Origin of the sequence: Frateuria aurantia DSM 6220 (assembly GCF_000242255.2) — a bacterium.
GTDB lineage: Bacteria > Pseudomonadota > Gammaproteobacteria > Xanthomonadales > Rhodanobacteraceae > Frateuria > Frateuria aurantia.
Window position 1 is genome coordinate 2914008 of the sequence record NC_017033.1, and the last position, 23885, is coordinate 2937892.

Below are 23885 nucleotides of genomic sequence, written 5' to 3' on the forward strand. Positions count from 1 at the left end.
GCCCGCCGCTGGCTGCCGGCGGCCACCGGATCTACACTTCGCCAGCCATCCGCGGAGTCGCGCTCATGACCTATTGTGTTGGAATCCAGGTGGACGAAGGCCTGGTGCTGGCTTCGGATACCCGTACCAGTGCCTCCTTCGACGATGTCCGGACCTATGCCAAGACCCATCGTTTCGTATTTCCGGGCGAACGCTGCCTGGTCTTGATGTCGGCTGGCAATCTGGGCACCACCCAGGCCGTGCTGTCACGCCTGCAGCGGGATCTGGATGAGGGGGCTGCCATCAACCTGCGTCGTCCGGGACGGCTGTTTGAAATCGCCGAATATATCGGCGGCCTGCTGGTGGCAGCCCAGGCCCAAGTCAATCGCGGCGGCCGGCTGCCCGCCGTCAATGTGGAAGCGACCATGATCATGGCCGGCCAGATCGCCGGCGAGCCGCCCGGTCTGCTGCTGATCTACCCACTGGGCAATGTGATCGCCGCATCGCCGGAAACGCCGTATCTGCAGATCGGTGAATCCAAATACGGCAAGCCGATCCTGGATCGCATCATCCGTTCATCGACCTCGCTGGATGATGCCGCCCGTTGCGCACTGGTATCACTGGACTCGACCATTCGCTCGAATGTGTCGGTGGGCCTTCCGATCGACCTGACCCTGATCCGCCGCGATGCACTGGAACTGGCCGAGAGCTGCCGCCTGGAGGAACACTCTCCGCTCTACCAGGCCATCCGCGACAGCTGGGCCGAACAGCTGAACACCGCGATGGGGCGGCTGCCGCGCTGGCCCTGGGAGCCGCCCTCGGCAGACCCGATCCGCCGCCGGCAGGCGGCCCAGCAGCAGCAATAGCCGTCCGTCAGCCAGGCCGCAGATAGGACTCCTGGATGCTGTCATGCAGGCCTGCCAGCCCGATCTGAAGCTCGTCCAGAAAGGCACAAGGCGTCGCTTCAGCCAGAGCCGGCGTATCGGCACCCGTCAAGGTCTCCAGCACCAGCTGCAAGGCCTGACCCACGGCGACACGCGGCGGCATCGCCGGCAGCACCGACTCGACCCGCCGCAGACAGAACAGCACGCTGCGGGGAAACTCGCCGTTCTGCAGCAGAAAGCGCAGCACGGCCTCCACGGTGACCCGCTGGCGCATGTGCCGGCGATACATCTGGTAGCCGGCCAGCGACTGCAGCACACTCATCCATGGCAGCACCTGCAACGCCTCGCCCTCGTCAGGGCTGCGGAACTGGATCAGGCCGGAGGCCGCCGCATCGATGCAGCGGGTCGTCATGTCGGCCTGCTCGATGGCCGTGCCCAGTCGCAGGAACTGATAGCCGATGTCGCGACTGGCGTTGGCACCCAGCAGAGCCGATACCCGCAGGCAGCTGTCCACCACCCGGTCCAGCACATCCTGACGGTAGCGCCGTATCGTCACCCGTTCCGCATTGGCCTGCATGTACAGATACAGATCATTGATGGCCAGCCAGCAATCCTGCGGCAGCGTCTCGCGAATGGTCCGCAGGATCTCCCTGGCCTGATGCACCGCCGCCTGCAGCGAAAAGGGGTTGTCCGCCGCCACCAGCAGAAAACGGACGATCCCGGCCTCGCCGGCCTCCGCCTCCGGACCCGCATGCAGGGCATCGAACACGGCTGCCGCGCCCATGGCATCGACCAGGGGTCGCCACTGGATCCGCCCTGCCCGCGGCAGATCCAGCTGCAGCTGGCTGCAGACATTCACCAGCCGCGCCATGTTTTCGGCTCGCCGCAGATAGCGGCTGAACCAGTACAGATTGTCCGCCACGCGCGCCAGCATCAGGCCACCTCGTCCGTATCCACCACCCAGGTATCCTTGGCCCCGCCGCCCTGCGAGGAATTGACGACCAGCGAATGCTTCTTCATCGCCACCCGGGTCAGCCCGCCCGTGGTGACATGGATGTCTTCGCGCGACAGGATGAAGGGACGCAGGTCAAGATGCCTGGGCTCGGGCCCCTGCGGGCCCAGAATCGGCGCCGTCGACAACGACAGCGTCGGCTGGGCCATGTAGTTGCGCGGATGCGCCGTAATCAGCTGCTTGAACTGTTCCCGCTGGCGCTTGCTGGAACGCGGCCCGATCAACATGCCGTAGCCACCGGATTCGTTGGCCGGCTTGACCACCAGCTCGTCCAGATGGTCCAGCACCCAGGCCCGCTGGACGGGATCATGACAGAGATAACTGGGTACATTCGGCAGGATCGGTTCTTCGCCCAAATAATATCTGATCATCTGCGGCACATAGGTGAACACCACCTTGTCATCGGCCACCCCCGCTCCCGGGGCATTGGCCAGCGCCACCTTGCCGGCCCGCCAGCTGCGGATCAGGCCGGCCACGCCCAGCACCGAATCGGGCCGGAACACCTCGGGGTCCAGAAAGGCGTCATCGACCCGTCGGTAGATCACATCGACACGGTGCGGACCATGCACGGTGCGCATGTAGCAGATATCGTCATCGCCGACGAAAAGGTCACTGCCCTCGACCAGCTCCACGCCCATGCTCTGGGCCAGGAAACAGTGCTCGAAATAGGCGCTGTTGTAGATGCCGGGCGTCAGCAGCGCGATCACCGGAACCTCGCCGGGGCGGGGCGAAAGCGCGGCCAGCGTGTCATACAGCTGGGCCGCGTAATCATCGACCGGCAAGATGGCGCTGGTCTCGAACAGCTCGGGGAATACCCGCTTGGCCAGCATCCGGTTTTCAACCATGTAGGAGACCCCGCTGGGAATCCGCAGATTGTCTTCCAGTGCGTACAGACGTCCATCGCCATCGCGAACCAGGTCCGAACCGCAGATATGCGCCCACACCCCCAGCGGTGGCCGGATGCCGACGCACTGCGGCCGGAAATTCACCGAATCCTGCAGCAGCTCGCGTGGGAATACCCCGGCCTTGATGATTTTCTGCGGCCCGTAGATATCGCCGATAAACAGATTCAGCGCCCGCATCCGCTGGCGCAGACCGGCGGCCGTGAGGTCCCATTCGCGTCTGGGAATCACCCGTGGAATCAGGTCGAACGGCAGAGTGCGATCGACATTGCGTCCCTCGCTGTAGACCGTGAAGGTGATGCCCATCGCCTTGGCCGTCAGGTTGGCCGTAGCCTGCCGTTCGGAGAGTTCCTTGCGACTGAGATGGGTCAGGTAGTCGATCAGGGGCCGGGCGGCCGGGTGAGGCTGCCCGCTGCGGTCCATAAGCTCATCCCAGCTGGGGGATCGATACCGTGTCCAGTCCATGCCTTCTCCGTGTTGTCACCACGGGCCGACGTACCACGTCCATCGATCAGCCCTCCCCTTGGTTCCAACATGCACCCAAGCATGGGCGTCGTCAAGGCGGCAATGGCAACACAGGTCGCCATGCGTCGCTCCCTTGGACCGGTTCAGTCCAGTTGCGACAAATCCACCAGCTGCAGGGTACCTGCCGGCGGCTGATGCACAGGCCAGAGCCGGGCCAGGGTTTCGCCGCTCAGCGGCTCGCGGAATTCCGGCTCCAGATCCAGCATCGGCTTCAAAACGAAGGGCTGGCACCATTCCTGACGGGGAATCCGCAGACCGTCGGCATCAATGATCCGCTGATCGACAAACACGATATCGATGTCCAGGGTACGGTTGGAAAAACGCGGCTGATCACGACGCCGGCCTTCCCTGTCCTCCAGTGCATGCAGCCAGCCCTTGAGATCCAGCGGCTCCATGTCGGTATCCAGGCTCACGGCCAGGTTGATGAACGGATGACCGTCAAAACCTACCGAGGCACTGCGATAGGCCGGCGAGACTTCGACTCGCCTGAAACGCTCCCGCAGGGCGGCCACCGCCGCCCGCAGATGTCGCCCCGGTGACTGATTCGAGCCCAGGCTCAGGTAGACCCGGCTCATGCGCCCGGCACGGTCGTCGCCGCCTCCCGCATGCCGGCACCGATCGCCCGCAGATCCGTCCCTGCCGGCTGCTGATACAGGCGCAGACCAAAGCGTGGCAGCTGGATCAGAAGATGCTCGAAAATATCGCTCTGCACGGCCTCGTAGCCGGCCAGCGCGGTTTCCTGGGTAAAGCACCACAGCTCCAGAGGCAGCCCTTCGCCGCTGATCGGCAATTGGCGCACCACCACCGCCAGATCCTGACGAATGCGTGGATGCCGTTCCAGATAATCTCTGGCATAGGTACGGAACAGGCCAAGATTGGTCGCCTGCCAGCCAGCACCGGAACGGCCGTCCGGCAGGCCCGGCAACTGCCCTTGCAGATAGGCGGTCGCGGCCTCGCCCGGCCAGATGCCGGCGGCCGCTTCCGGGGTCAGTTCGGTCACGCTGGATGCATCCAGCAGCAGGGCACGTTTGATACGGCGGCCACCGGCCTCGACCATGCCGCGCCAGTTCTGGTAGCTCTCGCTCATCAGCTTCCAGGTCGGAATGGTGACGATGGTCTGGTCGAAATTGCGCACCTTGACTGCATGCAGACCGATATCCAGCACATGGCCATCCGCGCCCGCCGCCGGCAGGGTGATCCAGTCACCGACCCGCAGCATGTCATTGGTCGACAGCTGGACGCCGGCCACAAAGCCCAGGATGGTGTCCTTGAACACCAGCAGCAAGACCGCCGACATCGCTCCCAGTCCGGACAGCAGCAGACCGATCTGGCGGCCGGTGACGACGCCGACGATGACCAGGCCGGTGAAGATCATCACCACCAGCCGGGCCAGCTGCACCAGACCCTTCAACGACTGGCGCTGAACCGGGCCACCCTGGCGGTACAGCTGATCCAGCCCCGACAGCAGGGAACTGACGGCCATGCCCATGCAGAACACCAGCCAGGCTTCAGCCAGCCGGGCAATACCTTCGTCATAACGGTCAGGCACGCCAGGAATCAGCACGATGCCGTACTGGATGATCATCGGCGGCACGGCACGCGCCAGCCAGCGGGCCACGCCATGGTCCAGCAGCACGTCATCCCAGACCCAGCGGGTCCGCAATGCCAGCGTGTGCAGCACGCGCTGCACGATCCATTGCACCAGCAGGCCGATCAGCCAGGCCCCCAGAAACAGCCCGGCCACCAGGATGGACGCCCGCAGTCCGCCGTTGACCGGCAGATAATGTTCCAGATTCATCCACATTCCGAGTTCAGTCCGGCCGTTGTCCGCGTTCGATCCGCACACCCACTGCACGCGCTCCGCGCACCGCCCCCGGCTTGGACAGCTTCAAGCGAACCCAGACCACGCCGAACTCTTCGCGAATGATCGCGGCGCAGCGCTCGGCCAGCGTCTCGACCAGCCCGAACTGCGACTCGCCGACATAGCTGATCAGCCGCTTGGAGACATCCTTGTAATTCAAGGTCAGGTTGATGTCGTCGGTGGCGGCCGGCGGGCGATTGTCGAACGCCATCTCGATATCCAGGGCCAGCGTCTGACGAACCCGCCGCTCCCAGTCATAAATGCCGATCACGGCATCGATCCGCAGATCTTCAATAAAAACGATATCCATGCCGGATAGGATTTGGCAAAGCGCCTTCCCATGCAAGAGGGACGTGGCCGCAGCGCCGGACGGCAAGCTCGCCACCGGCGCCGGACGACGGCCCGGGCAGCTTCAGCCGACAGCCTCCAGACTCTCCAGATCCCAGCGCGGCACGACTGTTGCCGCCGTGCTGGCCACCTGCCCCGATGCCAGCCGGATCGCACCGGCCAAGGCAATCATCGCGCCATTGTCGGTACAAAACTCCAGCCGCGGATAGCGGACCTCGAAGCCATCGACCCGGCCGGCCTCCAGCAAGGCGGACCGCAGCCGCTGGTTGGCGCCGACCCCTCCGGCGATCACCAGCTGACGCCGACCGGTCTGTTCCAGCGCCCGCCGGCATTTGATCAGCAAGGTATCGACCATCGCCTGCTCGAAGGCCAGGGCGATATCGGCACGGGTCTGCTCGCTCTGGTCGGAACGCTGCCAGGCAAGCAACACCTGGGTTTTCAGGCCCGAGAAGCTGAAATCCAGTCCCGGCCGATCAGTCATCGGCCGCGAAAAGCGGAATACCCCGTCGTGACCGTGTTCCGCCAGGGCCGCCAGCGCCGGCCCCCCGGGATAGGGCAAGCCCATCAGCTTGGCGGTCTTGTCGAACGCTTCGCCCGCGGCATCGTCCAGGGTATCGCCGACCACGCGGTAGCTGCCCACGGCCGCCACATCGACCAGCATGGAATGACCGCCGGAGACCAGCAGCGCCAGAAATGGCGGCTCGGGCGCCTGCGGCTCCAGCAAGGGAGCCAGCAGATGCCCTTCCATATGATGCACGCCCAGAGCCGGCACCCCCAGCGACCAGGCCAGAGCCTGGCCGGTGGCGGCACCGACCAGCAAGGCGCCGACCAGACCCGGACCGCTGGTATAGGCCACCGCCCCGACGTCAGCCACGCCCAGCCCGGCTTCAGCCAGACAGCCGCGAATCAGCGGCAGCAGCTTGCGCACATGGTCTCGGCTGGCCAGTTCCGGAACCACCCCGCCATATTCGGCATGGAGCCTGATCTGGCTGAACAGCCGGTGTGCCAGCAAGCCTTCGGAAGGCGCCTTGGGCGTCCAGCGCAGCAAGGCGACGCCGGTTTCATCACAGGAGGTTTCGATTCCCAGCACCACGGCGCCGGCGGCAGTTGCATTCAAGATGATCAGACCCTTTGAGTTTGACGGACGTCCACGCTATACTTCGCGGCTCGCCCGATTTGTACGGGTCAGTTTAGCATTCGGAGCCTTCATGCCCAGCGTAAAAGTTCGCGAGAACGAGCCGTTCGAACTCGCCCTGCGTCGTTTCAAGCGCACCTGCGAAAAAGCCGGCGTTCTGGCCGAAACCCGCAAGCGCGAGTTCTACGAAAAGCCCACCCAGGAGCGCAAGCGCAAGCGTGCCGCCGCAGTGAAGCGTCACCTGCGTCGTCTGTCGCGCGACACTTCGCGTCGCACGCGCCTGTACTGAGTTTCGGGTGCCGTCCCCTCAAGGGATGGCCCGCGGATCTGGGCAGTTCGAAAGAGCCTGCCCTGGCTCGTAGAACCCCAGATCATGCCAGCGCCCACCGATGGGTGGCGCTGGCTTTTCGTGTTTGATCAATGGACAGGACCATGTCACTGAAAGCACAGCTGACCGAAGACATGAAGAGCGCGATGCGCGCCTCGGACAAGTCCAGACTCGGCGTGATCCGCCTGATTCTGGCCGCCGTCAAGCAGCGCGAAGTCGACACTCGCAGCGAGATCGGCGAAGCCGAGGTGCTGCAGACCCTGGAAAAAATGCTCAAGCAGCGCCGCGATTCCGTGCAGCAATTCATGGCTGCCGGCCGTGACGATCTGGCCGCGGTCGAAGAAGCCGAAATCGCCATCATTGCCGACTATCTGCCACGCGCCCTGGATGCCTCGGAGCTGGGCGAACTGATCGACGCGGCCGTTGCTGCCACCGGTGCCAGCCGGCCGCAGGATCTGGGCAAGATCGTCGCCCATGTGAAGACCCATGCTGTCGGCCGTGCCGATATGGCCTTGGTCGCCAACCTGGCAAAACAGCGCCTGAAGTAGCCACCGGCCGATCCATGCTGGCATGCCGTCATGAAATCTGCGTATATAGAAGCTCAGACCAATAACATGGAGTTGACGGCATGTTGAAGTGGGCCATTATTTTCGCGGTCATTTCGCTGGTTTCCGGCTGGCTGGGCTTCGGCGGCGTCTCCGGCGCCGCCGCGACGATCGCCAAGGTGCTGTTTGCCATCTTCGTGATCGTGTTCCTGTTCTTCCTGCTGGCTGCAGTCGGCCTGTTCCATCTGGCGACCTGAGTCAGGCCTGCCGCCGGCCCCTGCCGGCGGCAGGATCGGTATCCGCGACGATACCCCCGGCCGCGCCGCAGCCATTAAACTAGGCGAGCTATGCGTGGCCTGATTCCCGAGCGTTTCATTGATGAACTGCTGACCCGCGTCGATATCGTCGACGTGATACAGCACCGTGTGCCGCTGAAAAAAGCCGGTCGCGAATGGACCGCCTGCTGTCCGTTCCACAACGAACGCAGCCCGTCCTTCTATGTCAGCCCCAGCAAGCAGTTCTACCACTGCTTTGGCTGCGGCGCGCATGGCAGCGCCCTGAAGTTCCTGATGGAATACGAACGCCTGGAATTTCCGGATGCGGTCGAGGAACTGGCCAAGACCGTGGGCCTGACCGTACCGCGCGAAGGCGGCCAGCAGGCCCCGCGCGAGGACCGCAGCGACAGCTACAGCCTGCTGGATGAGGCCGCCAGCTGGTACCAGCAGCAACTGGCGCAGGACAGCGAAGCTCAGGCCTATTGCCGGCAGCGCGGACTGGATCCTGACATCATCAGCCGCTTCCGTATCGGCTGGGCGCCCGCCGGCTATGACGGCCTCAGCCAGGCCGTCGGCCGGCAGCAGGCACGCAAGCTGGAGCTGCTGAGCGAGACCGGCATGCTGGCCAGCGGGGACCACGGCCGTCGGTACGACCGCTTCCGGCAGCGCCTGATGTTTCCGATCATGGATCGCCGTGGCCGGGTGATCGCCTTCGGCGGCCGCCTGACCGGCAGCGAGCAGGGGCCGAAATACCTCAACTCGCCGGAGACGCCCCTGTTTCACAAGGGGCGCGAGCTGTTCGCCCTGTGGCAGGTCAAACAGGCCAATCCCAAGCTGGAGCGTATCGTGGTGGTCGAAGGCTATATGGATGCCATCGCCATGCACCAGGCTGGCCTGCCCATCGCGGTGGCCACCCTGGGGACAGCCACTACCCCTGAACACACCGAGCAGCTGTTTCGTGCCACCGCCGATGTCGTGTTCTGCTTCGATGGTGACCGCGCCGGCCGCGCGGCGGCCTGGAAGGCCCTGGAAGCCACCCTGCCCCGCATGCGCGATGGCCGGCAGGCCGGCTTCCTGTTCCTGCCCGATGGCGAGGATCCCGACAGCCTGATCCGTCAGGAGGGACAGGCCGGCTTCCAGCAACGGATCAGCCAGGCCATGCCGCTGTCCGACTATTTGTTCAATGAGCTGTCCCGTGATGTCGACACCACCCGCCTGGAAGGGCGCGCCCGCCTGGCCGAGCGGGCAAGGCCACTGATCGCCCGCCTGCCGGATGGCGCCTTCCGCGACCTGATGGCCGAGGAACTGGAACGACGCAGTGGCGCCCGGGCCCAGCTTGGAGTCGCTCCCGCACCGCCCCGGCCGGCCCGGGTGGAAGGTCAGCGTACCCTGGTCCGCAGCGTGATCGCCCTGCTGCTGGCACAGCCTGAAGTGGCCCGCGAATGGCAGCCGCCTTATCCGTTTGCCCAGCTGGAACTGCGCGGCATCAGCCTTCTGCTGGAACTGATCGAACTGATCCAGCGACGCCCCGGCGCCCACGCGGCCTTGCTGATCGAACATTTTGCCGAGCGGCCGGAATATGCCGCTCTGCAGAAGTTGATGACGGCCACCCTGGTCGGCGATCCCGAGACCCAGAAGCAGGAACTGCGCGATGCCATCGGCCGCCTGCAGCACCAAGCTCATATCCAGCGCCGACACGCGCTGCAGGCGCGGCTGGGGCAGCTGAACGACGCCGAAAAAGAGGAGCTGCGCCAGCTGCTGCCTCTGCGCGAGCACCTGCGGGGCTTCGCCGACGCCTGAGCATCGAGAAATCGGCGGCCAGGCTTCAGCGCAAGCCTTCAGCCGCCATCATCACGCTTGCAAGGCTCCACCGGCCCGTCCCCGTCACACCGAACGGGCAGCGGCGGACCGCACCATGGCCGGCAGCCTCCCCGTGACGCCGTCCGGGGCGCCGTCGGTCAGTGCCCGCCCTTGGCCTGCAAGGAGTCCACCGCCGCTTCATCGGTATCGATTTCGCGCGCCAGCATCCGCAGCGTGGTGTCATTGATCATATGGGCGCGATTCAGGCGGGCGACCTCCTCACGCTCGGCCCGCAGCGCCGTCATCCGCAATTCGCGCTCCAGGGCGACCTCGAGCCGGGCCTCGCCGACATCCGAGGCATCGTCATCTTCCTCGGCCATCGCCGCGATACGCTGCTGATAGTCGCTGACCACCCGCGAGCCGACCCGCGAGGCCACGGCATCGTAGAGCTCGCCCTGCGACTGCGGACGTTCGGCCAGCCAGCGTTCCACCGCCTTGATCGCCGCCGCCGAGGCACGGCTGCGTCCGAAATGCTCTTCGCGCGCATGCGGGTCCTCGGGCAGCTCGATATTCTTCAGCAATTTCGGAAGACCGATGCTGCCGATCAGCAAGGTGCACAGAATCACCCCGGTGGCCAGGAAGATCATCAGGCCACGCGTCGGGAACGGGCTGCCGTCCATCATCACCACCGGCAGCGACAACACGCCGGCCAGCGAGATGGCCCCTCGCACACCCGCCAGCGCCGTCACCCAGATCATCCGGGTCGAGGCCGGCTCGGTCTTGCGGCCTCGCAAGCGGGCAATCAGACGAGCCACCCGCAGCGAGCACCAGATCCAGACGAAACGCATCAGCACCAGCAGCACCGAGATCGCCAGCACATAGCCCAGCAGCATCCACAGCGAGCCGCCACCGGCCTCGTTCAGCACCTCCGGCGCCTGCCCCACGATTTCGGGCAGCTGCAGGCCCAGCAGCAGGAAGATGATGCCGTTGAACACGAATTGCAGCATGTTCCAGACCGTATTGTTCTGGATCCGCAGCGCCGCCTGACCGCCTTTGAGAATATCGGTGTATTTGATCGTCATGCCCGCCGCCACGGCGGCCAGAATGCCCGAGACATGCAACAGATCTTCGGCCAGCAGATAGGCCGCAAAGGGCAGCAGCAACAGCAGTGCCACCTGGCTGGGCGGGTCGATGTCGCCACTCCATCGCACCAGTCGGCGTCGCACGCGGCTGAACAGCCAGGTGGTGGCAAAACCCACCGCCAGACCCCCGACCGCGACCAGCACGAATTTGATCGAGGCATCCCGCAGCGAAAACGCTCCGGTCAGTGCCGCCGCCACCGAGAACTGCAGCGAGACCAGACCCGAGGCATCGTTCATCAGGGCCTCGCCTTCCAGCAGATGCAGCAGCCGTGAAGGCAACGAGGCCCCGCCGGTGATGGACGATACCGCCACCGCATCGGTCGGCGACAGCACCGAAGCCAGGGCGAAGGCCACCGCCAGCGGCACCGTCGGGATCATCCAGTGCACGAAGTAGCCCAGCCCGGCGACCGTGCCGAACACCAGACCCAACGCCAGAGTCAGGATCGGTGTCCGCAGCAGGAAGAATTCACGCTTGGGAATACGCCAGCCGTCAGCAAACAGCAACGGCGGAATAAACAGCAGGAAAAACACTTCATGGTCGAACCTGACATGCAGGCTGAGCGGCGGCATGGCGAGCATCGCCCCGAGGGCGATCTGCACCAGCGGCAAGGGCAGCTTGACCGGCAGCAGTCGCAACACGACACCCGACAGCGCAACGACCAGAAGGAGTGTCAGTGAGACGAGAACTATCTGCATGCGGGCCTGCTGCCGAAAATATCTGCGAATGAACTTAACAAGCCGCTTCATCGCTGTCGAGAGGCGGCCGGGAATCCCGACTCAACGAGTCAGTCGCCCCGGATCGGGACTGATCACCGAACCGGAGGCAGGATACCAGTCGGCGATCCGGCCCTTGCGCAAGGTGCTGGCCGGGCCGCGCAGATCGACGGGGCCCGCGCTGGCCGACAGCGTGCGCGGACGTGGCAAGGTAGCCGGTCGCAGCGATGTCGCGCGACGCGCCGGCCGGAGCCGGCGCCAGTCCAGCCAGGATGTCAAACGAAAGGAAAGCTTCATGGCCTTTCTCCTGATGGTTTCGCCTCACGGCGACCACCCGAAGATCGGCGCAACCGCTCAGCGGCGGTGCATCACCGATCGGCGGTCATCGCCGAAAGTCGTCTGATTGTGACGCGACGCTGCATTCCGAAGCGGGCGGAACACAGCGCTGCAACTGGGAACAACGTCCATAGGCCTTTTGGAAAGACTTGAGGGAAAGGTTCTGTCCGTACTGGCCGGCATCGGCCAAGTAACGGAAGCAGTTGAATATTCTTGCGCGATCCCCCCTTGCCGTCAAGTTGCATCCGGACGGAACAGCAGGGCCGCGTGACTGCCGGGCAAGGTCCAGTGATCGATCAGCAGGAAGGCGAACAAGGCCATCAGATAGATGATCGAATACTTGAACATCCGCATCGCGAACACTTCGTCCGGCGGATTGAGCAGGCGTACCGCGTAATACAGGAAGCCCAGCCCCAGAATCAACGCACCGGCGAAGTAGACCAGCCCGCTCATGCCGGTCAGCACCGGCAGCATGGTCACGAAGACCAGCAGCAAGGTATAGATCAGCACCAGCCAGCGGGTATAGGCCAGGCCATGCGTCACGGGCAGCATGGGAATCCCGGCACGGGCATAGTCGTCACGGCGATAGATGGCCAAGGCCCAGAAGTGCGGCGGCGTCCACACGAAGATGATCAGGCACAACTGCAGGGCGAACGGGTGCAGGCTGCCGGTCACCGCCGTCCAGCCCAGCACCGGCGGTGCGGCGCCGGCCAGGCCGCCGATCACGATGTTCTGCGGCGTGGCGCGCTTCAGATAGGCTGTATAGATCACGGCATAGCCGATCAGCGAGCACAGCGTCAACAAGGCGGTCAGCCGGTTGACCCACAGGCACAGCACCAGCATCGAGGCCAGCCCCAGAATCAGGGCGAAAATCCAGACCTGACGCGGCTGCAGCTGCCCGGTGGCCAGCGGACGACGAGCCGTGCGCTGCATGATCCGGTCGATCCGCTGGTCGATCAGATGGTTGAACGCCGCCGCCGAGGCCGAGGCCAGCCAGATGCCGAGACTGCCGAAGACCAGCGCCCGCAACGGCGGCAGACCGGGTACCGCCAGAAACATCCCGATCACGGCACAAAACACCAGCAAAGCGACGACTCGCGGCTTGGTCAGCTCCTTGTACTGGCGCCACTTGCCCATCATGGCTGCACCAGGGCGTGACCGTCACGGGCCCAGTTCAGCGGACGCTGCAAGGCGGCCAGTGTGGCGATGAGACTGAACAGCAGCAAGGCCGCGCCGCCATTGTGGGCGGTCGCCACCGGCAGGGGCAGACCGAAATGGACATTGCTGACACCCAGCGCGACCTGCAGCAGCAGAATCAGCGCGACGGCTACCGCGTGGCGACGCAGACCGCGCCGGGCCAGCCGATGCGACAGCCAGCCCAGATAGCAGAACACCACCAGCGCCCCGATCCGGTGCACGATCTGGATCGCGCTGCGGGCGGCCATGTCCAGCACCCCTCCCTCGTAATTCACGCCGATGCCGCGAGACAAGGTAAAGCCCGCACCGAAATCGGTCGGCGGCGCCCATTGCCCCAGGCAGGTCGGGAAATCGGTACCGCAGGCCAGCGCGGCGTAATTGGACGACGTCCATCCGCCAAGCGCGATCTGCAAGGCCACCAGCACGATGCCAACAGCGACCCAGTGCCGCTGGGCCTGCAGTTCGACCGAGCGCTGCCCACCCACGCCGGCCATCCGCAAGGCCACATAGGCAAGCAAGGCGAAGGTGGTGATCCCGCCCAGCAAGTGCCCCATCACCACTACCGGGCGCAGCAGCAAGGTCACCGTCCACATCCCCAGCATGGCCTGGAAGATCACCACCCCCAGCACCACGATGGCCAGTCGCTGTGCCGCAGCGGCCGGCAGGCTCAGCCCTGCCAGCAGCGGCAGACCGATGGCCCCTACCGACAACAAGGCCGATGGCTCGAAACGCCCGTGCATATAGCAGCTGACGCCGCCCACCGCGAGGATCGCCGCCAGCATCACTGCCCAACGCCGCCAGCGACTGGCCCAGCCGGCGATCAGGGCGATCGCCAGCACCATCACGCCCAGGCTGCCGGCCAGAAAACGATGTACCTGCTCGCGCCAGGCCTTGCCCGATTCATAGGGCCGATCAGGAAACTGTGCGTCGGCGCGGGCAATCTCGTGGGCGTGCCCCGGCCAGGTGACCTGGCCGTAACACGTCGGCCAGTCCGGGCAGGACAGCCCGGCATTGGACAGTCGCACGAATGCGCCGAACATCACCACCCCGAAGGCGAACAACGCGGCCAGAATGGCCAGAGTGGCGAGTATTTTCTGCCTGCGAGACATCAGTGGATCACCTTCTGCAAATCAATACGCAAGCCGGTCGGGTCGAAGCCGGCCGGATACCAGGCCAGGGCCGTGCCATTGGATTCGACCAGCACCGCACTGACCGTGTCAGCCCCGGCCGGCCGGAAGCTGTCCAGCCCCGTGCCCTGCACCTGCCCCAGTTGCCAATAATTGCGAATACCGTCGTGATCCGCATCCACCGGCGGGATGCCGACATACAGCAGCCGCAGCCGTCCCACGTTCCGGTTCAGGGTGACCTTGGCGGCCGCCATCTTGGTCAGCTCCTGCAGGCAACGGGCCGCGCAGCCCGGGCCGGCCAGCGCCACCAGGGTCATCTTCGGTTCCGCGGCATCGCGCCAAGGATACTGGCTGCCATCCTCCAGTCGCACCTGCACGCCCTCCGTCACGAAATTGCGTTGCGGCGCAATCGGCTTGCCGTGACCGTTGGTACCCGGCCTGTAACCGATGTAATTGAAAAAAGCCGCCGCGATGATCGGCGCCAGGAAAATGAAAAAGATCAGCAGCATCTTGAGCCGGCTGGCACGCTGCGAGGAAGTCGATAAGGTCATGGCTGTGAAACATCCCTGGAACGTGGTTTCCGGTGTCGCAAGACAAAGATCACCAAAGCCGCCACGGCAAAGGTGAACCATTGAAAGGCATAAGCGCGATGTCTGGCCGGAGGCATGCTACCGACATCCAGCACATGCTGCCGCTGATAGATCGAGCCGCGGTCCGCATCCAGCGCCAGCACCCGGGGATAGACGGACGTCCCCAGATCTGCCGCCAGCTGCGGCAGGTCCAGATAGACCGTGGTCTTCGGCCAGCGGGTCTGCCGCCGCAAGGCATTGCCGCCCATCCGGTAGCCCACCCCGGGGGGCGGGACATACAGGCCATGCAGCTGCACCGGCCCGCGCTCCAGTGCCGGCAGCTGGGGCGGCTGGTCACTGCCGTTGCCGGGCAGGAAGCCCTGGTCGACCAGCAGCAATGCATCATCGCCATCGCGGCGCAACGGCACATAGACCTCCACCCCGCCGCGAGCATCATGCCTGGGGTTGTCCAGCAGATAGATCCGGTCGGCAAGATAGCGGCCGCGGACTTCATAACGGGGAAAAGCCGCGGCCGGCCGCCGTGCAGCCGCAGCGGCAAAAGGCTGGACGGGTGCCTGCGCGGCCTGCGCATAGCGATCCAGCAGCTGCTGCTTTTCATCGGCACGGTGCAGCTGCCAGCAGCCCAGACGTACAAACAGAAGCATGCCGGCCGCGGTCAGCAGCAGCGCGAACCAGGATGGACGGCGCCATGTTTTCATCGAGTGAGTCCTGTCGTGGACGCTATACTGCGGAAGCTGACTGAACTCGGATGGATCACGTGGAAATCATCTATAAGATCGTGCTGGCCATACTGTTGCTGATCATCATCTTCAGCCTCGGTCAGGCCCTTTATTTCATGATGACGGACAAGGGCAAAGGGCACCGCACGGTATGGGCCCTGACCCGTCGCATATCGCTGTCGCTGCTGGTGATCGTCATGATCGCGATCGGTTTCTACATGGGCTGGCTGCATCCGCACGGCATCGACCCCGCCATGTAGACCTGATCCAGGGGATGGCTTTCGCCCTCCCGTGACGCGCGAAAGCCTGCCACCCGGCAGGCCTTCGCGCCAGCGGTACGGACGCTCGATCAGAAGACGTAGACGAAGACGAACAGTCCCAGCCAGACCACATCGACGAAATGCCAATACCAGGCCACGGCTTCAAAGCCGAAATGATGGTCCTTGGTGAAGTGGCCCTTGAAGCAACGGACCCAGATCACCGCCAGCATGATCGTGCCCAGCGTCACATGCAGGCCGTGGAAACCGGTCAGCATGAAGAAGGTCGCGCCATAGGCGCCCGAGTGCATGGTCAGATTGAAGTGGGTGTAGGCCTCGATGTACTCATGGGCCTGCATCGCCAGAAAGACCACGCCGAACATCACCGTCAGCGCCTGGAAGATCAGCAGGGTCGAGCGATGACCCGCCTTCAAGGCATGATGGGCGATCGTGATCGTGACGCCCGAACTCAGCAGCAGCAAGGTATTGATCAGCGGGATCTGCCATGGCGACATGGTGCCGAACATGCCGCCGACATGGGCAGGGCCGTTGCCGCCCTCGGCGCCCCAACCGGCCGTATAGTGGTCCCAGAGGAAGGCATGGGTGAATACCCCGCCGGCGCCATGACCGCCCAGCCACGGCACAGACAGCATGCGGACATAGAACAGGGCGCCGAAGAAGGCGCAGAAGAACATCACTTCGGAGAAAATGAACCACATCATCCCCATCCGGAATGAGCGGTCCACCTGCGGATTGTATTCGCCGGCCAGCGATTCATGGATGACGGCACCGAACCAGCCGAAGAACATCGCGACGATGGTCATCAGGCCGAGGATGAAAAAGCCCCGGCCCATGCCGCCCTGACCGGGCTCGGCGACCATCCAGTGGGCGGCACCGAAGACGGTGAGAAACAAGGCCACCATGGCCACGATCGGCCATTCGGTGCGCTTGGAAGGGATGAAATAGATGTCTTGCGACTGACTCATCACACGGATTCCATGGATATCGTAAGTAAACGCTGGTTGCCCGCCCCGGCCTGCGCCTCGAAGGGTCGGTGACAGCCACCCGGTACCTGGCCGGCCCGACTCTTCACGAGTAGAACCAGCCCTGGAAAATCGATCCCAGATAGATCACCAGCACGACAGCCCCCACCACCCAGGCGGTCCTGCGCGCGCGGCGTTGCCGCGCGGCAAGGGCTTCGGGACTCATCACCTCAGCCATGAGCTGCTGCACTCCGGAGCCGGGTCGGGGAGAAGCTGACATGCATGGCCTCAGTGATGTCCCGAAGTGCCATGCGACAGGTCATTGTCATCGATCACCGGCGGCACCGTGAAGGAATGGAACGGGGGCGGCGAGGACAGCGTCCACTCCAGGCCCTTGGCGCCTTCCCATACCCGCGAGGTCGCCGGCTTCTTGGAGAAGTACACGCAATGGATGATCACGCCCAGGAAGATCAGCTGGGCCGGGCCGAAGACAAAGGCACCGATCGAGCTGATTTCATTGAAGCTGGCAAAAGCCACGTTGTAATCCGGAATACGGCGCGGCATGCCGGCCAGACCCAGGAAGTGCTGGGGGAAGAACAGCACGTTGACCGACACCACGCTGATCCAGAAATGGACCTTGGCCCAGAACTGGCTGTACATATGGCCGGTCCACTTCGGCAGCCAGAAATAGACGCCGGTGATGATGGCGAAGATCGCGCCGCAGACCAGCACATAGTGGAAATGGGCGACCACGAAATAGGAATCCTGATACTGGAAGTCGGCCGGAGCCAGGGCCAGCATCAGACCGGAGAAGCCGCCGATGGTGAACAGGATCACGAAGGAGATCGCCCACAGCATCGGGGCTTCGAAGGTCATCGACCCGCCCCACATGGTGCTGACCCAGTTGAACACCTTCACGCCGGTCGGCACCGCGATCAGCATGGTGGCATACATGAAGAACAGCTCGCCGCCCAGCGGCATGCCGACGGTGAACATGTGGTGGGCCCACACGATAAACGACAGCAGGGCAATCGCCGAGGTAGCGTAGACCATCGCGCGGTAGCCGAAGATAGGCTTGCGGGCAAAGGTCGGGATGACTTCCGAAATGATCCCGAAGGCCGGCAGGATCATGATGTAGACCTCGGGGTGACCGAAGAACCAGAAGATGTGCTGGTACAGGACCGGATCACCGCCGCCGGCGGCATTGAAGAAATTGGTACCGAAATATTTGTCGGTCAGCAGCATCGTCACCGCGCCGGCCAGTACCGGCATCACCGCGATCAGCAGAAAGGCGGTGATCAGCCAGGTCCAGACGAAGATCGGCATCTTCATCAGGTCCATGCCGGGAGCGCGCATATTCAGAATGGTGGCGATGATGTTGATCGCGCCCATGATCGAGCTGATGCCGGCCAGATGGACGGCGAACACCGCGAAAGCCAGCTGGCCGCCCTGCAAGGACAGCGGCGCATACAGAGTCCAGCCGCCGGCCGGGCCGCCGGTGGGCATGAACAGCGTCATCAGCAACATGGTGAAGGCCGCCGGCAGCAACCAGAACGACAGGTTGTTCATGCGCGGCAGGGCCATGTCCGGGGCGCCGATCATCATCGGCACCATCCAGTTGGCCAGGCCGACGAAGGCCGGCATGATCGCACCGAAGATCATGGTCAGCGCGTGCAGGGTCGTCATTTCATTGAAGAACTGCGGCTGCACCAGCTGCAGACCGGGCTTGAACAGCTCGGCACGGATCACTTCGGCGAACAGGCCGCCGACGAAAAACATGATCAGGGCGAACACCAGGTACAGGGTACCGATGTCCTTGTGGTTGGTGGAAAAGAACCACCGGTGGAAGAACCCGTGCGGCGCGCCATGATGCCCGTCGTCGTGGTGGAGAGTCTCTGCGTGGGCCATGGCCGTGCACCTCTGCTCAAAAAGAAAGCGGCTGAAGCTGGAAAAGCTGGAAACGGATATCTGGAGCCTTGCGGACCAAGCCTGAGGCTCAGCCCGGATTGGCCTGCGCCGTCATGGAAGTCACCTGGGCGGTCTGCGGCGCCGGCTGGTAAGGCAGCTGGCGCTGGCTGGACAGCCATTTCTCGAATTCCTCGCGGGACACCGCCTTGACCACGATCGGCATGAAGCCATGATCCTGACCGCACAGCTCGGCGCACTGGCCGCGATAGGTGCCCGGCACCTTGATGGTCGCCCAGGCCGCATTCGCGATGCCGGGGATGGCGTCGACCTTCCAGCCCAGATCCGGCACCCACCAGGAGTGGATCACGTCACCGGCCGTGATCACGAAACGGATCTTGGTATTGACCGGCACCACCAGCGGGTGATCGACGTTCAACAGATAAGTGTTTTCACCGTTTTCCTGCACGGCCTTGGGATCCAGGCCCGAATGCAGCTGGCGGGTGAAGTCACTCAAGTGGTCGAGCTTGGACATGAAGCCCACGTCCTTGATCGGCTGGCCCTGATAATCGACATAGTCGTAGCGCCACAGCCATTGATAGCCGGTGACCTTGACCGTCAGTTCGGAATGCGAGGTGTCAGCGAAGCTGACCAGACCACCGGTGGCCAGATAGCCCAGCACCGCCAGAATGATGAAGGGAATCGTGGTCCAGACCAGTTCCAGCTTGGTGTTGTGGACCCATTTCTCGGCGACCGCCCCCCGCGACTTGCGGAAGCGGAATATCGCGATGCCCATGGCGCCGAACACCAGAATGCCGATCACCGAGCAGATGCCCAGCGTGACATTGTTGAGGAAATAGGGTTCGGGCGACCACTCTGTCACGCCTCGCGGCATATTGAGCTGCCAGTCATGCGGATTGGCCATGGCCACGCCGCCGAACAGTCCACCTGCGATCACACCAAGCCGGACCGCGTACTTGATACCACCACGCACCATGCCGCCAGAGATCATGTCTTGCACCTTGTAATGAACCTATTCGTGCAGCCTGCGTTTGCTGTCCGCCAGCAACACCTTGAGTTTTCGTGACAACTCGGCGCGTTCCGGCTCAGCCAGGAATGCTCCGATTTCCACTTCCTTGCCGTGCGAGCGCAATACCAGCGCACACCGGTTTCGTCTGTGACGCATCAGCACGGCCACCCAGTACGTCTGGAAGCTCACGCGCCCGTCACCTGGCATCGACAGCACCTCCAGCGAACCTTCCACCACACTGAGCCGTTCACCGCGATCACCTGCCCGCCAAGCCAGACGCAGCATGCAGACCACGACCACAGACTCCAGCAGTGCATACAGCGGAGCAAAAACATTGCCCATGAAGGCACCGAGCACGGCAACGAACAGGTTGGCCAGCACCATGGCACCGATCACCCGCACCACTGCACGCCTCGACAGGGCGCGATTGGGCGTCAGCCACAGGACCACGGATTCCGGGCCTGCAGCAGGGGATCGGATCACGATCATGGTCACCCCATCCGTCTGCAACGGAGGAAATGATAGGCCGCTGCGCTGCAGCGAGCAACAAAATTGACGCACCCCGTCCACATCCCCCCTATTTTCTTTTTTTTGATGTATGTGCCGGCGCCGCCCTGCCCCCCTGCCGGAACGCACTGTGAAGCCGGCAGATCAACACATACAATCGGCGGCTGTTCCCCTCTCACCTGCCTGCGGTGTCCGATTCGTGACCGACCCAATTTTGTCTCCCGAAATACCGAAACCTTCTGATCCCAGCCGCCAGCGCATTTCCGCCGCGTGGCTGAAAGACGAGGTGGAGGCCGTCCAGGAACTGCTGGTCGAGGCCCAGTTCAACGACGACGAGCGCGAACAGGTGATCAGCCTCGCCTCCGGTCTGGTCCAGCGCGTCCGTGCTCGCGCCGATGACCGGACCGCCGTCGAATCCTTCATGCGTCAATATGACCTATCCTCGGAAGAGGGGGTCTTGCTGATGTGCGTCGCCGAGGCCCTGCTGCGGATTCCGGACAACGTCACCGCCGACAAGCTGATCCGTGACAAGCTGGGCAACGCCGACTGGAAGCGGCACCTGGGACAAAGCAAATCGCTGTTCGTGAATGCCTCGACCTGGGGGCTGATGCTGACCGGCAAGCTGGTCCATCTTGCCGAAGATACCCGCGAGGATTTCAGCAGTGCGCTGCGACGGCTGGTCGGGCGAGCCGGCGAACCGGCCATCCGGCTGGCCGTACGACAGGCCATGCGGATCATGGGCCATCAGTTCGTGATGGGTCGCACCATCGGCGAGGCGCTGGACCGTTGCGCCAAACCCGAACACGCCGCCTTCCGCCATTCCTTCGACATGCTGGGCGAATCGGCGCTGACCGCCGCCACCGCCGAGCGCTATCAGCAGGACTATCGCGACGCAATCGCTGCCGTCGGCGCCCGCGGCCCCTTCCCCAGCCATATCGAAGCCCCCTCGATCTCGGTCAAGCTGTCGGCCCTGCACCCGCGTTACGACATCGGCCAGCGCGAGCGGGCCTGTGCCCAGCTCGGCGCCAGGCTGCTGGAGCTGTCGCAGCTGGCCATGGCCCAGGGCATTGCCTTGTCGGTCGATGCCGAAGAGGCCGACCGCCTGGAGCTGTCGCTGGACATCATCGGCCAGGTCTTTGCCGATCCTTCGCTGGAAGGCTGGAACGGACTGGGCATCGTCATCCAGGCCTATTCCAAGCGCACCCCTTACGTCATCGACTGGCTGGTCGAGCAGGCACGCCGCCACAATCGCCGCTGGTGCGTGCGCCTGGTCAAGGGGGCCTACTGGGATGCCGAGATCAAGCGAGCCCAGGAAACCGGTCTGGCCGGCTATCCGGTCTATACCCGCAAGGCGCATACCGACATCGCCTATCTGGCCTGCGCCCGTCGCCTGTTCGCCGCCGGCAGCGACTGCATCTTCCCGCAGTTCGCCACCCACAACGCGCATACCATCGCCGCCATCCACCAGATTGCCGAAGGACGCAACTACGAATACCAGCGCCTCTACGGCATGGGCGGCGAGCTGTATGCGGAAGTGGTCGGCGCGGACAAGCTGAACATTCCCTGCCGGGTCTACGCGCCGGTCGGAAGTCACGAGGATCTGCTGCCCTACCTGGTTCGCCGTTTGCTGGAAAACGGTGCCAACACCAGCTTCGTCAATCGCATCAGCGACGCCCGGCTGCCGATCCGCGAACTGGTCGCCGATCCCTGTGAAACCACCCGCCAGCGCGGCGTGGCCCCCCATGCGGGAATCCCGCTGCCGCTCAACCTGTATGGCACTTTACGGAAGAATTCAATGGGCACCAATTTTGCGAATGATCTCGAGCTGAAAGCCCTGGCCGATGCCGTGGCTGCACATTCCGGCCCCTGGCAGGCCGCTCCGCTGGTCCCGAATGCGCCAGTCAGCCAGGGGCCGCAGGTCACCGTCGACAATCCCGCCCGGCATGGCCAGACCGTAGGCAGCTATCAGGCTGCCGATGCCGCCACGGTGGAGCAGGCACTGAGCAATGCCGTCGCCGCGCAGCCGGCATGGGACCGGCTCCCGGTCGCCAGCCGAGCCGCGATTCTGGAATATGCCGCCGACCAGTTGGAGGCCCGCCATGGCGAATTCATCGCCTTGTGCGTGCGCGAGGCCGGCAAGACAGTGCCCGACGCGATTGCCGAGATCCGGGAGGCGGTCGACTTCCTGCGCTATTACGCGACCATGGCGCGCCGCCTTTACGCCCAGCCCGAAACCCTGCCCGGCCCCACCGGCGAAACCAATCAGCTGTACCTTCATGGCCGGGGCGTGTTTGTCTGCATCAGCCCATGGAATTTCCCGCTGGCCATCTTTGTCGGCCAGATCGCGGCGGCCCTGGCCGCGGGCAATGCGGTGATCGCCAAGCCGGCCGAACAGACCTCGCTGATCGGCCATGTCGCGGTCAAGCTGCTGCTGGCAGCCGGCATTCCGGCCGAGATCCTGCAGTACCTGCCGGGTGACGGTGCCACCGTGGGCGCGGCCCTGACCCGCGATCCCCGCGTCGCCGGCGTCGCCTTCACCGGCTCCACCGATACCGCCTGGGCCATCAATCGCAGTCTGGCGGCCCGGACCTCCTCCATTGCCGCCCTGGTCGCGGAGACCGGCGGCCAGAACGCGATGATCGCCGACTCCTCGGCCCTGCCCGAGCAGATCGTCAAGGACGTGGTCGCTTCGGCTTTCCAGTCGGCCGGCCAGCGCTGCTCCGCGGCGCGCATCCTGCTGGTGCAGGAGGACATCGCCGACAAGGTGATGGATATGCTGGCCGGCGCCATGGCCGAGCTGAAACTGGGCGATCCCGGCCTGCTGTCCACCGACGTGGGCCCGGTCATCGATGCCTCGGCTCTGGCTCTGCTGGAAGCCCATGCCGCCAGGATGGACCGGGAAGCCCGTCTGATCGCCATCACGCCGATGGACCCGTCCCTCGCCGGCCAAGGCAGTTTCTTCGCGCCCCGCGCCTACGAGATCCGCTCGCTGGCGCAACTGGAGCGCGAAGTCTTCGGCCCGGTCCTGCATGTGCTGCGCTGGAAGGGCGAGGATCTGGCCGGTGTAGTGGAGCAGATCAATGCCACCGGCTACGGTCTGACCCTGGGCGTGCACAGCCGCATCAACGACACCATCGACTATATCCAGGCCCATGCACGGGTCGGCAATCTGTATGTCAATCGCAACCAGATCGGCGCCGTGGTCGGAGTCCAGCCCTTCGGTGGCGAAGGCCTCTCGGGCACCGGCCCCAAGGCGGGCGGGCCGCATTATCTGCTGCGTTTCTCCGGCGAACGGACGGTCACCGTCAACACCACGGCGGCCGGCGGCAATGCCTCGCTGCTGACGGCCGGCGACTGAGACCGCCCGCCGGCCTGAATCGGCTCGCCGCCAATGGGCGACGTGACCGGCAGGGACTGCTAGGCTTGCATGGCCCGCGGCGCATTCGCGCCGCGGGCCATGTCGTTTTGATGGGAGTCCTTCTTTGCATTGCTTTGTCTACGCCAGTAAGCGCAAACCTGAAACCTATATCTGGCTGGATACGCCCGAACGGGCCGAGGGTCTGCCTGATACCCTCACCGCACTGCTGGGTGAATTGAGACCGGTGCTGGAACTGGATCTGGATGCCGGCCGGACATTGCCGCGCGAAGATGCCGCCAACGTGCTGCAGAACCTGCAGAACCAGGGCTGGCATCTGCAGTTGCCGCCGCCGCAGACGGTATCCGAACCACCTCCCGGCGCCTGATCGCGCGCCGCACGTCCCATTGTCTCCGCCCCAGCGACCGA

Annotated in this window: 25 protein-coding genes; 8 read left to right on the forward strand and 17 right to left on the reverse strand. The window is 64.3% G+C overall.

Features of this window, described 5'->3' with window-relative positions; all coding sequences use genetic code 11:
- Positions 1-65: 65 nt before the first annotated feature.
- Entirely contained in the window at positions 66-845 is a 780-nt protein-coding gene (locus FRAAU_RS13475; protein WP_014404068.1) for a proteasome-type protease, read from the forward strand.
- Between the two features lie 7 nt (positions 846-852).
- Here the strand turns inward: FRAAU_RS13475 and FRAAU_RS13480 are convergent, their stop codons facing one another.
- From FRAAU_RS13480 to tsaD, 6 genes are all read right to left on the reverse strand, one after another.
- Positions 853-1797, reverse strand: coding sequence for an alpha-E domain-containing protein (locus FRAAU_RS13480; protein WP_014404069.1), 945 nt, complete (start codon positions 1795-1797; stop codon positions 853-855).
- Positions 1797-3242, reverse strand: coding sequence for a circularly permuted type 2 ATP-grasp protein (locus tag FRAAU_RS13485; protein ID WP_014404070.1), 1446 nt, complete (start codon positions 3240-3242; stop codon positions 1797-1799). Before FRAAU_RS13485 ends, FRAAU_RS13480 begins: the two co-directional genes overlap by 1 nt.
- A 143-nt stretch (positions 3243-3385) precedes the next feature.
- Positions 3386-3877: a 2-amino-4-hydroxy-6-hydroxymethyldihydropteridine diphosphokinase gene (folK, locus tag FRAAU_RS13490; RefSeq protein WP_014404071.1), complete on the reverse strand. Its 492-nt coding sequence runs from the start codon at positions 3875-3877 to the stop codon at positions 3386-3388.
- Complete coding sequence (locus tag FRAAU_RS13495; protein WP_014404072.1) at positions 3874-5100, reverse strand: mechanosensitive ion channel family protein; 1227 nt, start codon at positions 5098-5100, stop codon at positions 3874-3876. Before FRAAU_RS13495 ends, folK begins: the two co-directional genes overlap by 4 nt.
- A 13-nt stretch (positions 5101-5113) precedes the next feature.
- Positions 5114-5473 (reverse strand): dihydroneopterin aldolase, encoded by a 360-nt coding sequence (gene folB / locus FRAAU_RS13500; protein WP_014404073.1) that lies wholly within the window; start codon positions 5471-5473, stop codon positions 5114-5116.
- Between the two features lie 102 nt (positions 5474-5575).
- On the reverse strand, positions 5576-6628 hold the full coding sequence (gene tsaD / locus FRAAU_RS13505; RefSeq protein WP_014404074.1) for a tRNA (adenosine(37)-N6)-threonylcarbamoyltransferase complex transferase subunit TsaD: 1053 nt from the start codon (positions 6626-6628) through the stop codon (positions 5576-5578).
- A 91-nt stretch (positions 6629-6719) separates the two neighbouring features.
- Here tsaD and rpsU point away from each other — a divergent pair, with 91 nt between their 5' ends.
- From rpsU to dnaG, 4 genes are all read left to right on the forward strand, one after another.
- On the forward strand, positions 6720-6935 hold the full coding sequence (rpsU, locus tag FRAAU_RS13510) for a 30S ribosomal protein S21 (RefSeq protein WP_014404075.1): 216 nt from the start codon (positions 6720-6722) through the stop codon (positions 6933-6935).
- A gap of 143 nt (positions 6936-7078) precedes the next feature.
- Positions 7079-7522: a GatB/YqeY domain-containing protein gene (locus FRAAU_RS13515; RefSeq protein ID WP_014404076.1), complete on the forward strand. Its 444-nt coding sequence runs from the start codon at positions 7079-7081 to the stop codon at positions 7520-7522.
- A gap of 80 nt (positions 7523-7602) precedes the next feature.
- Entirely contained in the window at positions 7603-7776 is a 174-nt protein-coding gene (locus FRAAU_RS17010) for a DUF1328 domain-containing protein (RefSeq protein WP_014404077.1), read from the forward strand.
- A 90-nt stretch (positions 7777-7866) separates the two neighbouring features.
- Positions 7867-9594: a DNA primase gene (dnaG, locus tag FRAAU_RS13525; protein ID WP_014404078.1), complete on the forward strand. Its 1728-nt coding sequence runs from the start codon at positions 7867-7869 to the stop codon at positions 9592-9594.
- A 158-nt stretch (positions 9595-9752) separates the two neighbouring features.
- On the opposite strand, the gene FRAAU_RS13530 is transcribed toward dnaG, so the two are convergent.
- From FRAAU_RS13530 to FRAAU_RS13555, 6 genes are all read right to left on the reverse strand, one after another.
- A complete protein-coding gene (locus FRAAU_RS13530) occupies positions 9753-11432 on the reverse strand; it encodes a Na+/H+ antiporter (protein WP_014404079.1) in 1680 nt (559 codons plus the stop codon).
- Positions 11433-11513: 81 nt separating this feature from the next.
- Positions 11514-11747 carry a hypothetical protein gene (locus FRAAU_RS13535; RefSeq protein ID WP_014404080.1) on the reverse strand — a complete coding sequence of 78 codons (234 nt, stop codon included), beginning with the start codon at positions 11745-11747 and terminating at the stop codon, positions 11514-11516.
- Between the two features lie 273 nt (positions 11748-12020).
- On the reverse strand, positions 12021-12926 hold the full coding sequence (gene cyoE, locus FRAAU_RS13540) for a heme o synthase (protein ID WP_014404081.1): 906 nt from the start codon (positions 12924-12926) through the stop codon (positions 12021-12023).
- The gene (locus FRAAU_RS13545) at positions 12923-14092 is read right to left on the reverse strand and encodes a COX15/CtaA family protein (protein WP_014404082.1); all 1170 of its coding nucleotides are present in this window, start codon (positions 14090-14092) and stop codon (positions 12923-12925) included. The genes cyoE and FRAAU_RS13545 overlap by 4 nt, the downstream gene beginning before the upstream one ends.
- Complete coding sequence (locus tag FRAAU_RS13550; RefSeq protein WP_014404083.1) at positions 14092-14661, reverse strand: hypothetical protein; 570 nt, start codon at positions 14659-14661, stop codon at positions 14092-14094. Before FRAAU_RS13550 ends, FRAAU_RS13545 begins: the two co-directional genes overlap by 1 nt.
- Entirely contained in the window at positions 14658-15398 is a 741-nt protein-coding gene (locus FRAAU_RS13555) for an SURF1 family protein (protein ID WP_014404084.1), read from the reverse strand. Before FRAAU_RS13555 ends, FRAAU_RS13550 begins: the two co-directional genes overlap by 4 nt.
- Positions 15399-15457: 59 nt before the next feature.
- On the opposite strand from FRAAU_RS13555, the gene FRAAU_RS13560 reads away from it, so the two are divergent.
- Complete coding sequence (locus FRAAU_RS13560) at positions 15458-15679, forward strand: twin transmembrane helix small protein (RefSeq protein ID WP_041271169.1); 222 nt, start codon at positions 15458-15460, stop codon at positions 15677-15679.
- Between the two features lie 89 nt (positions 15680-15768).
- Here FRAAU_RS13560 and FRAAU_RS13565 read toward each other — a convergent pair whose 3' ends face one another.
- The 5 genes from FRAAU_RS13565 to FRAAU_RS13580 all read right to left on the reverse strand — a co-directional run bounded on the left by FRAAU_RS13565 (position 15769) and on the right by FRAAU_RS13580 (position 20083).
- Positions 15769-16662 carry a cytochrome c oxidase subunit 3 gene (locus tag FRAAU_RS13565; protein WP_014404086.1) on the reverse strand — a complete coding sequence of 298 codons (894 nt, stop codon included), beginning with the start codon at positions 16660-16662 and terminating at the stop codon, positions 15769-15771.
- Between the two features lie 103 nt (positions 16663-16765).
- Positions 16766-16939 (reverse strand): hypothetical protein, encoded by a 174-nt coding sequence (locus FRAAU_RS17300; protein WP_014404087.1) that lies wholly within the window; start codon positions 16937-16939, stop codon positions 16766-16768.
- Between the two features lie 8 nt (positions 16940-16947).
- Positions 16948-18567, reverse strand: a complete 1620-nt coding sequence (ctaD, locus tag FRAAU_RS13570; RefSeq protein ID WP_014404088.1) for a cytochrome c oxidase subunit I — start codon at positions 18565-18567, stop codon at positions 16948-16950.
- An 88-nt stretch (positions 18568-18655) separates the two neighbouring features.
- Positions 18656-19576, reverse strand: coding sequence for a cytochrome c oxidase subunit II (gene coxB, locus FRAAU_RS13575; RefSeq protein ID WP_014404089.1), 921 nt, complete (start codon positions 19574-19576; stop codon positions 18656-18658).
- A gap of 21 nt (positions 19577-19597) precedes the next feature.
- The gene (locus FRAAU_RS13580) at positions 19598-20083 is read right to left on the reverse strand and encodes a DUF2244 domain-containing protein (protein WP_014404090.1); all 486 of its coding nucleotides are present in this window, start codon (positions 20081-20083) and stop codon (positions 19598-19600) included.
- A gap of 217 nt (positions 20084-20300) precedes the next feature.
- Here FRAAU_RS13580 and putA point away from each other — a divergent pair, with 217 nt between their 5' ends.
- The gene (gene putA, locus FRAAU_RS13585) at positions 20301-23459 is read left to right on the forward strand and encodes a bifunctional proline dehydrogenase/L-glutamate gamma-semialdehyde dehydrogenase PutA (RefSeq protein ID WP_014404091.1); all 3159 of its coding nucleotides are present in this window, start codon (positions 20301-20303) and stop codon (positions 23457-23459) included.
- 124 nt (positions 23460-23583) lie between these two features.
- On the forward strand, positions 23584-23844 hold the full coding sequence (locus tag FRAAU_RS13590; protein ID WP_014404092.1) for a YcgL domain-containing protein: 261 nt from the start codon (positions 23584-23586) through the stop codon (positions 23842-23844).
- Positions 23845-23885: the final 41 nt, after the last annotated feature.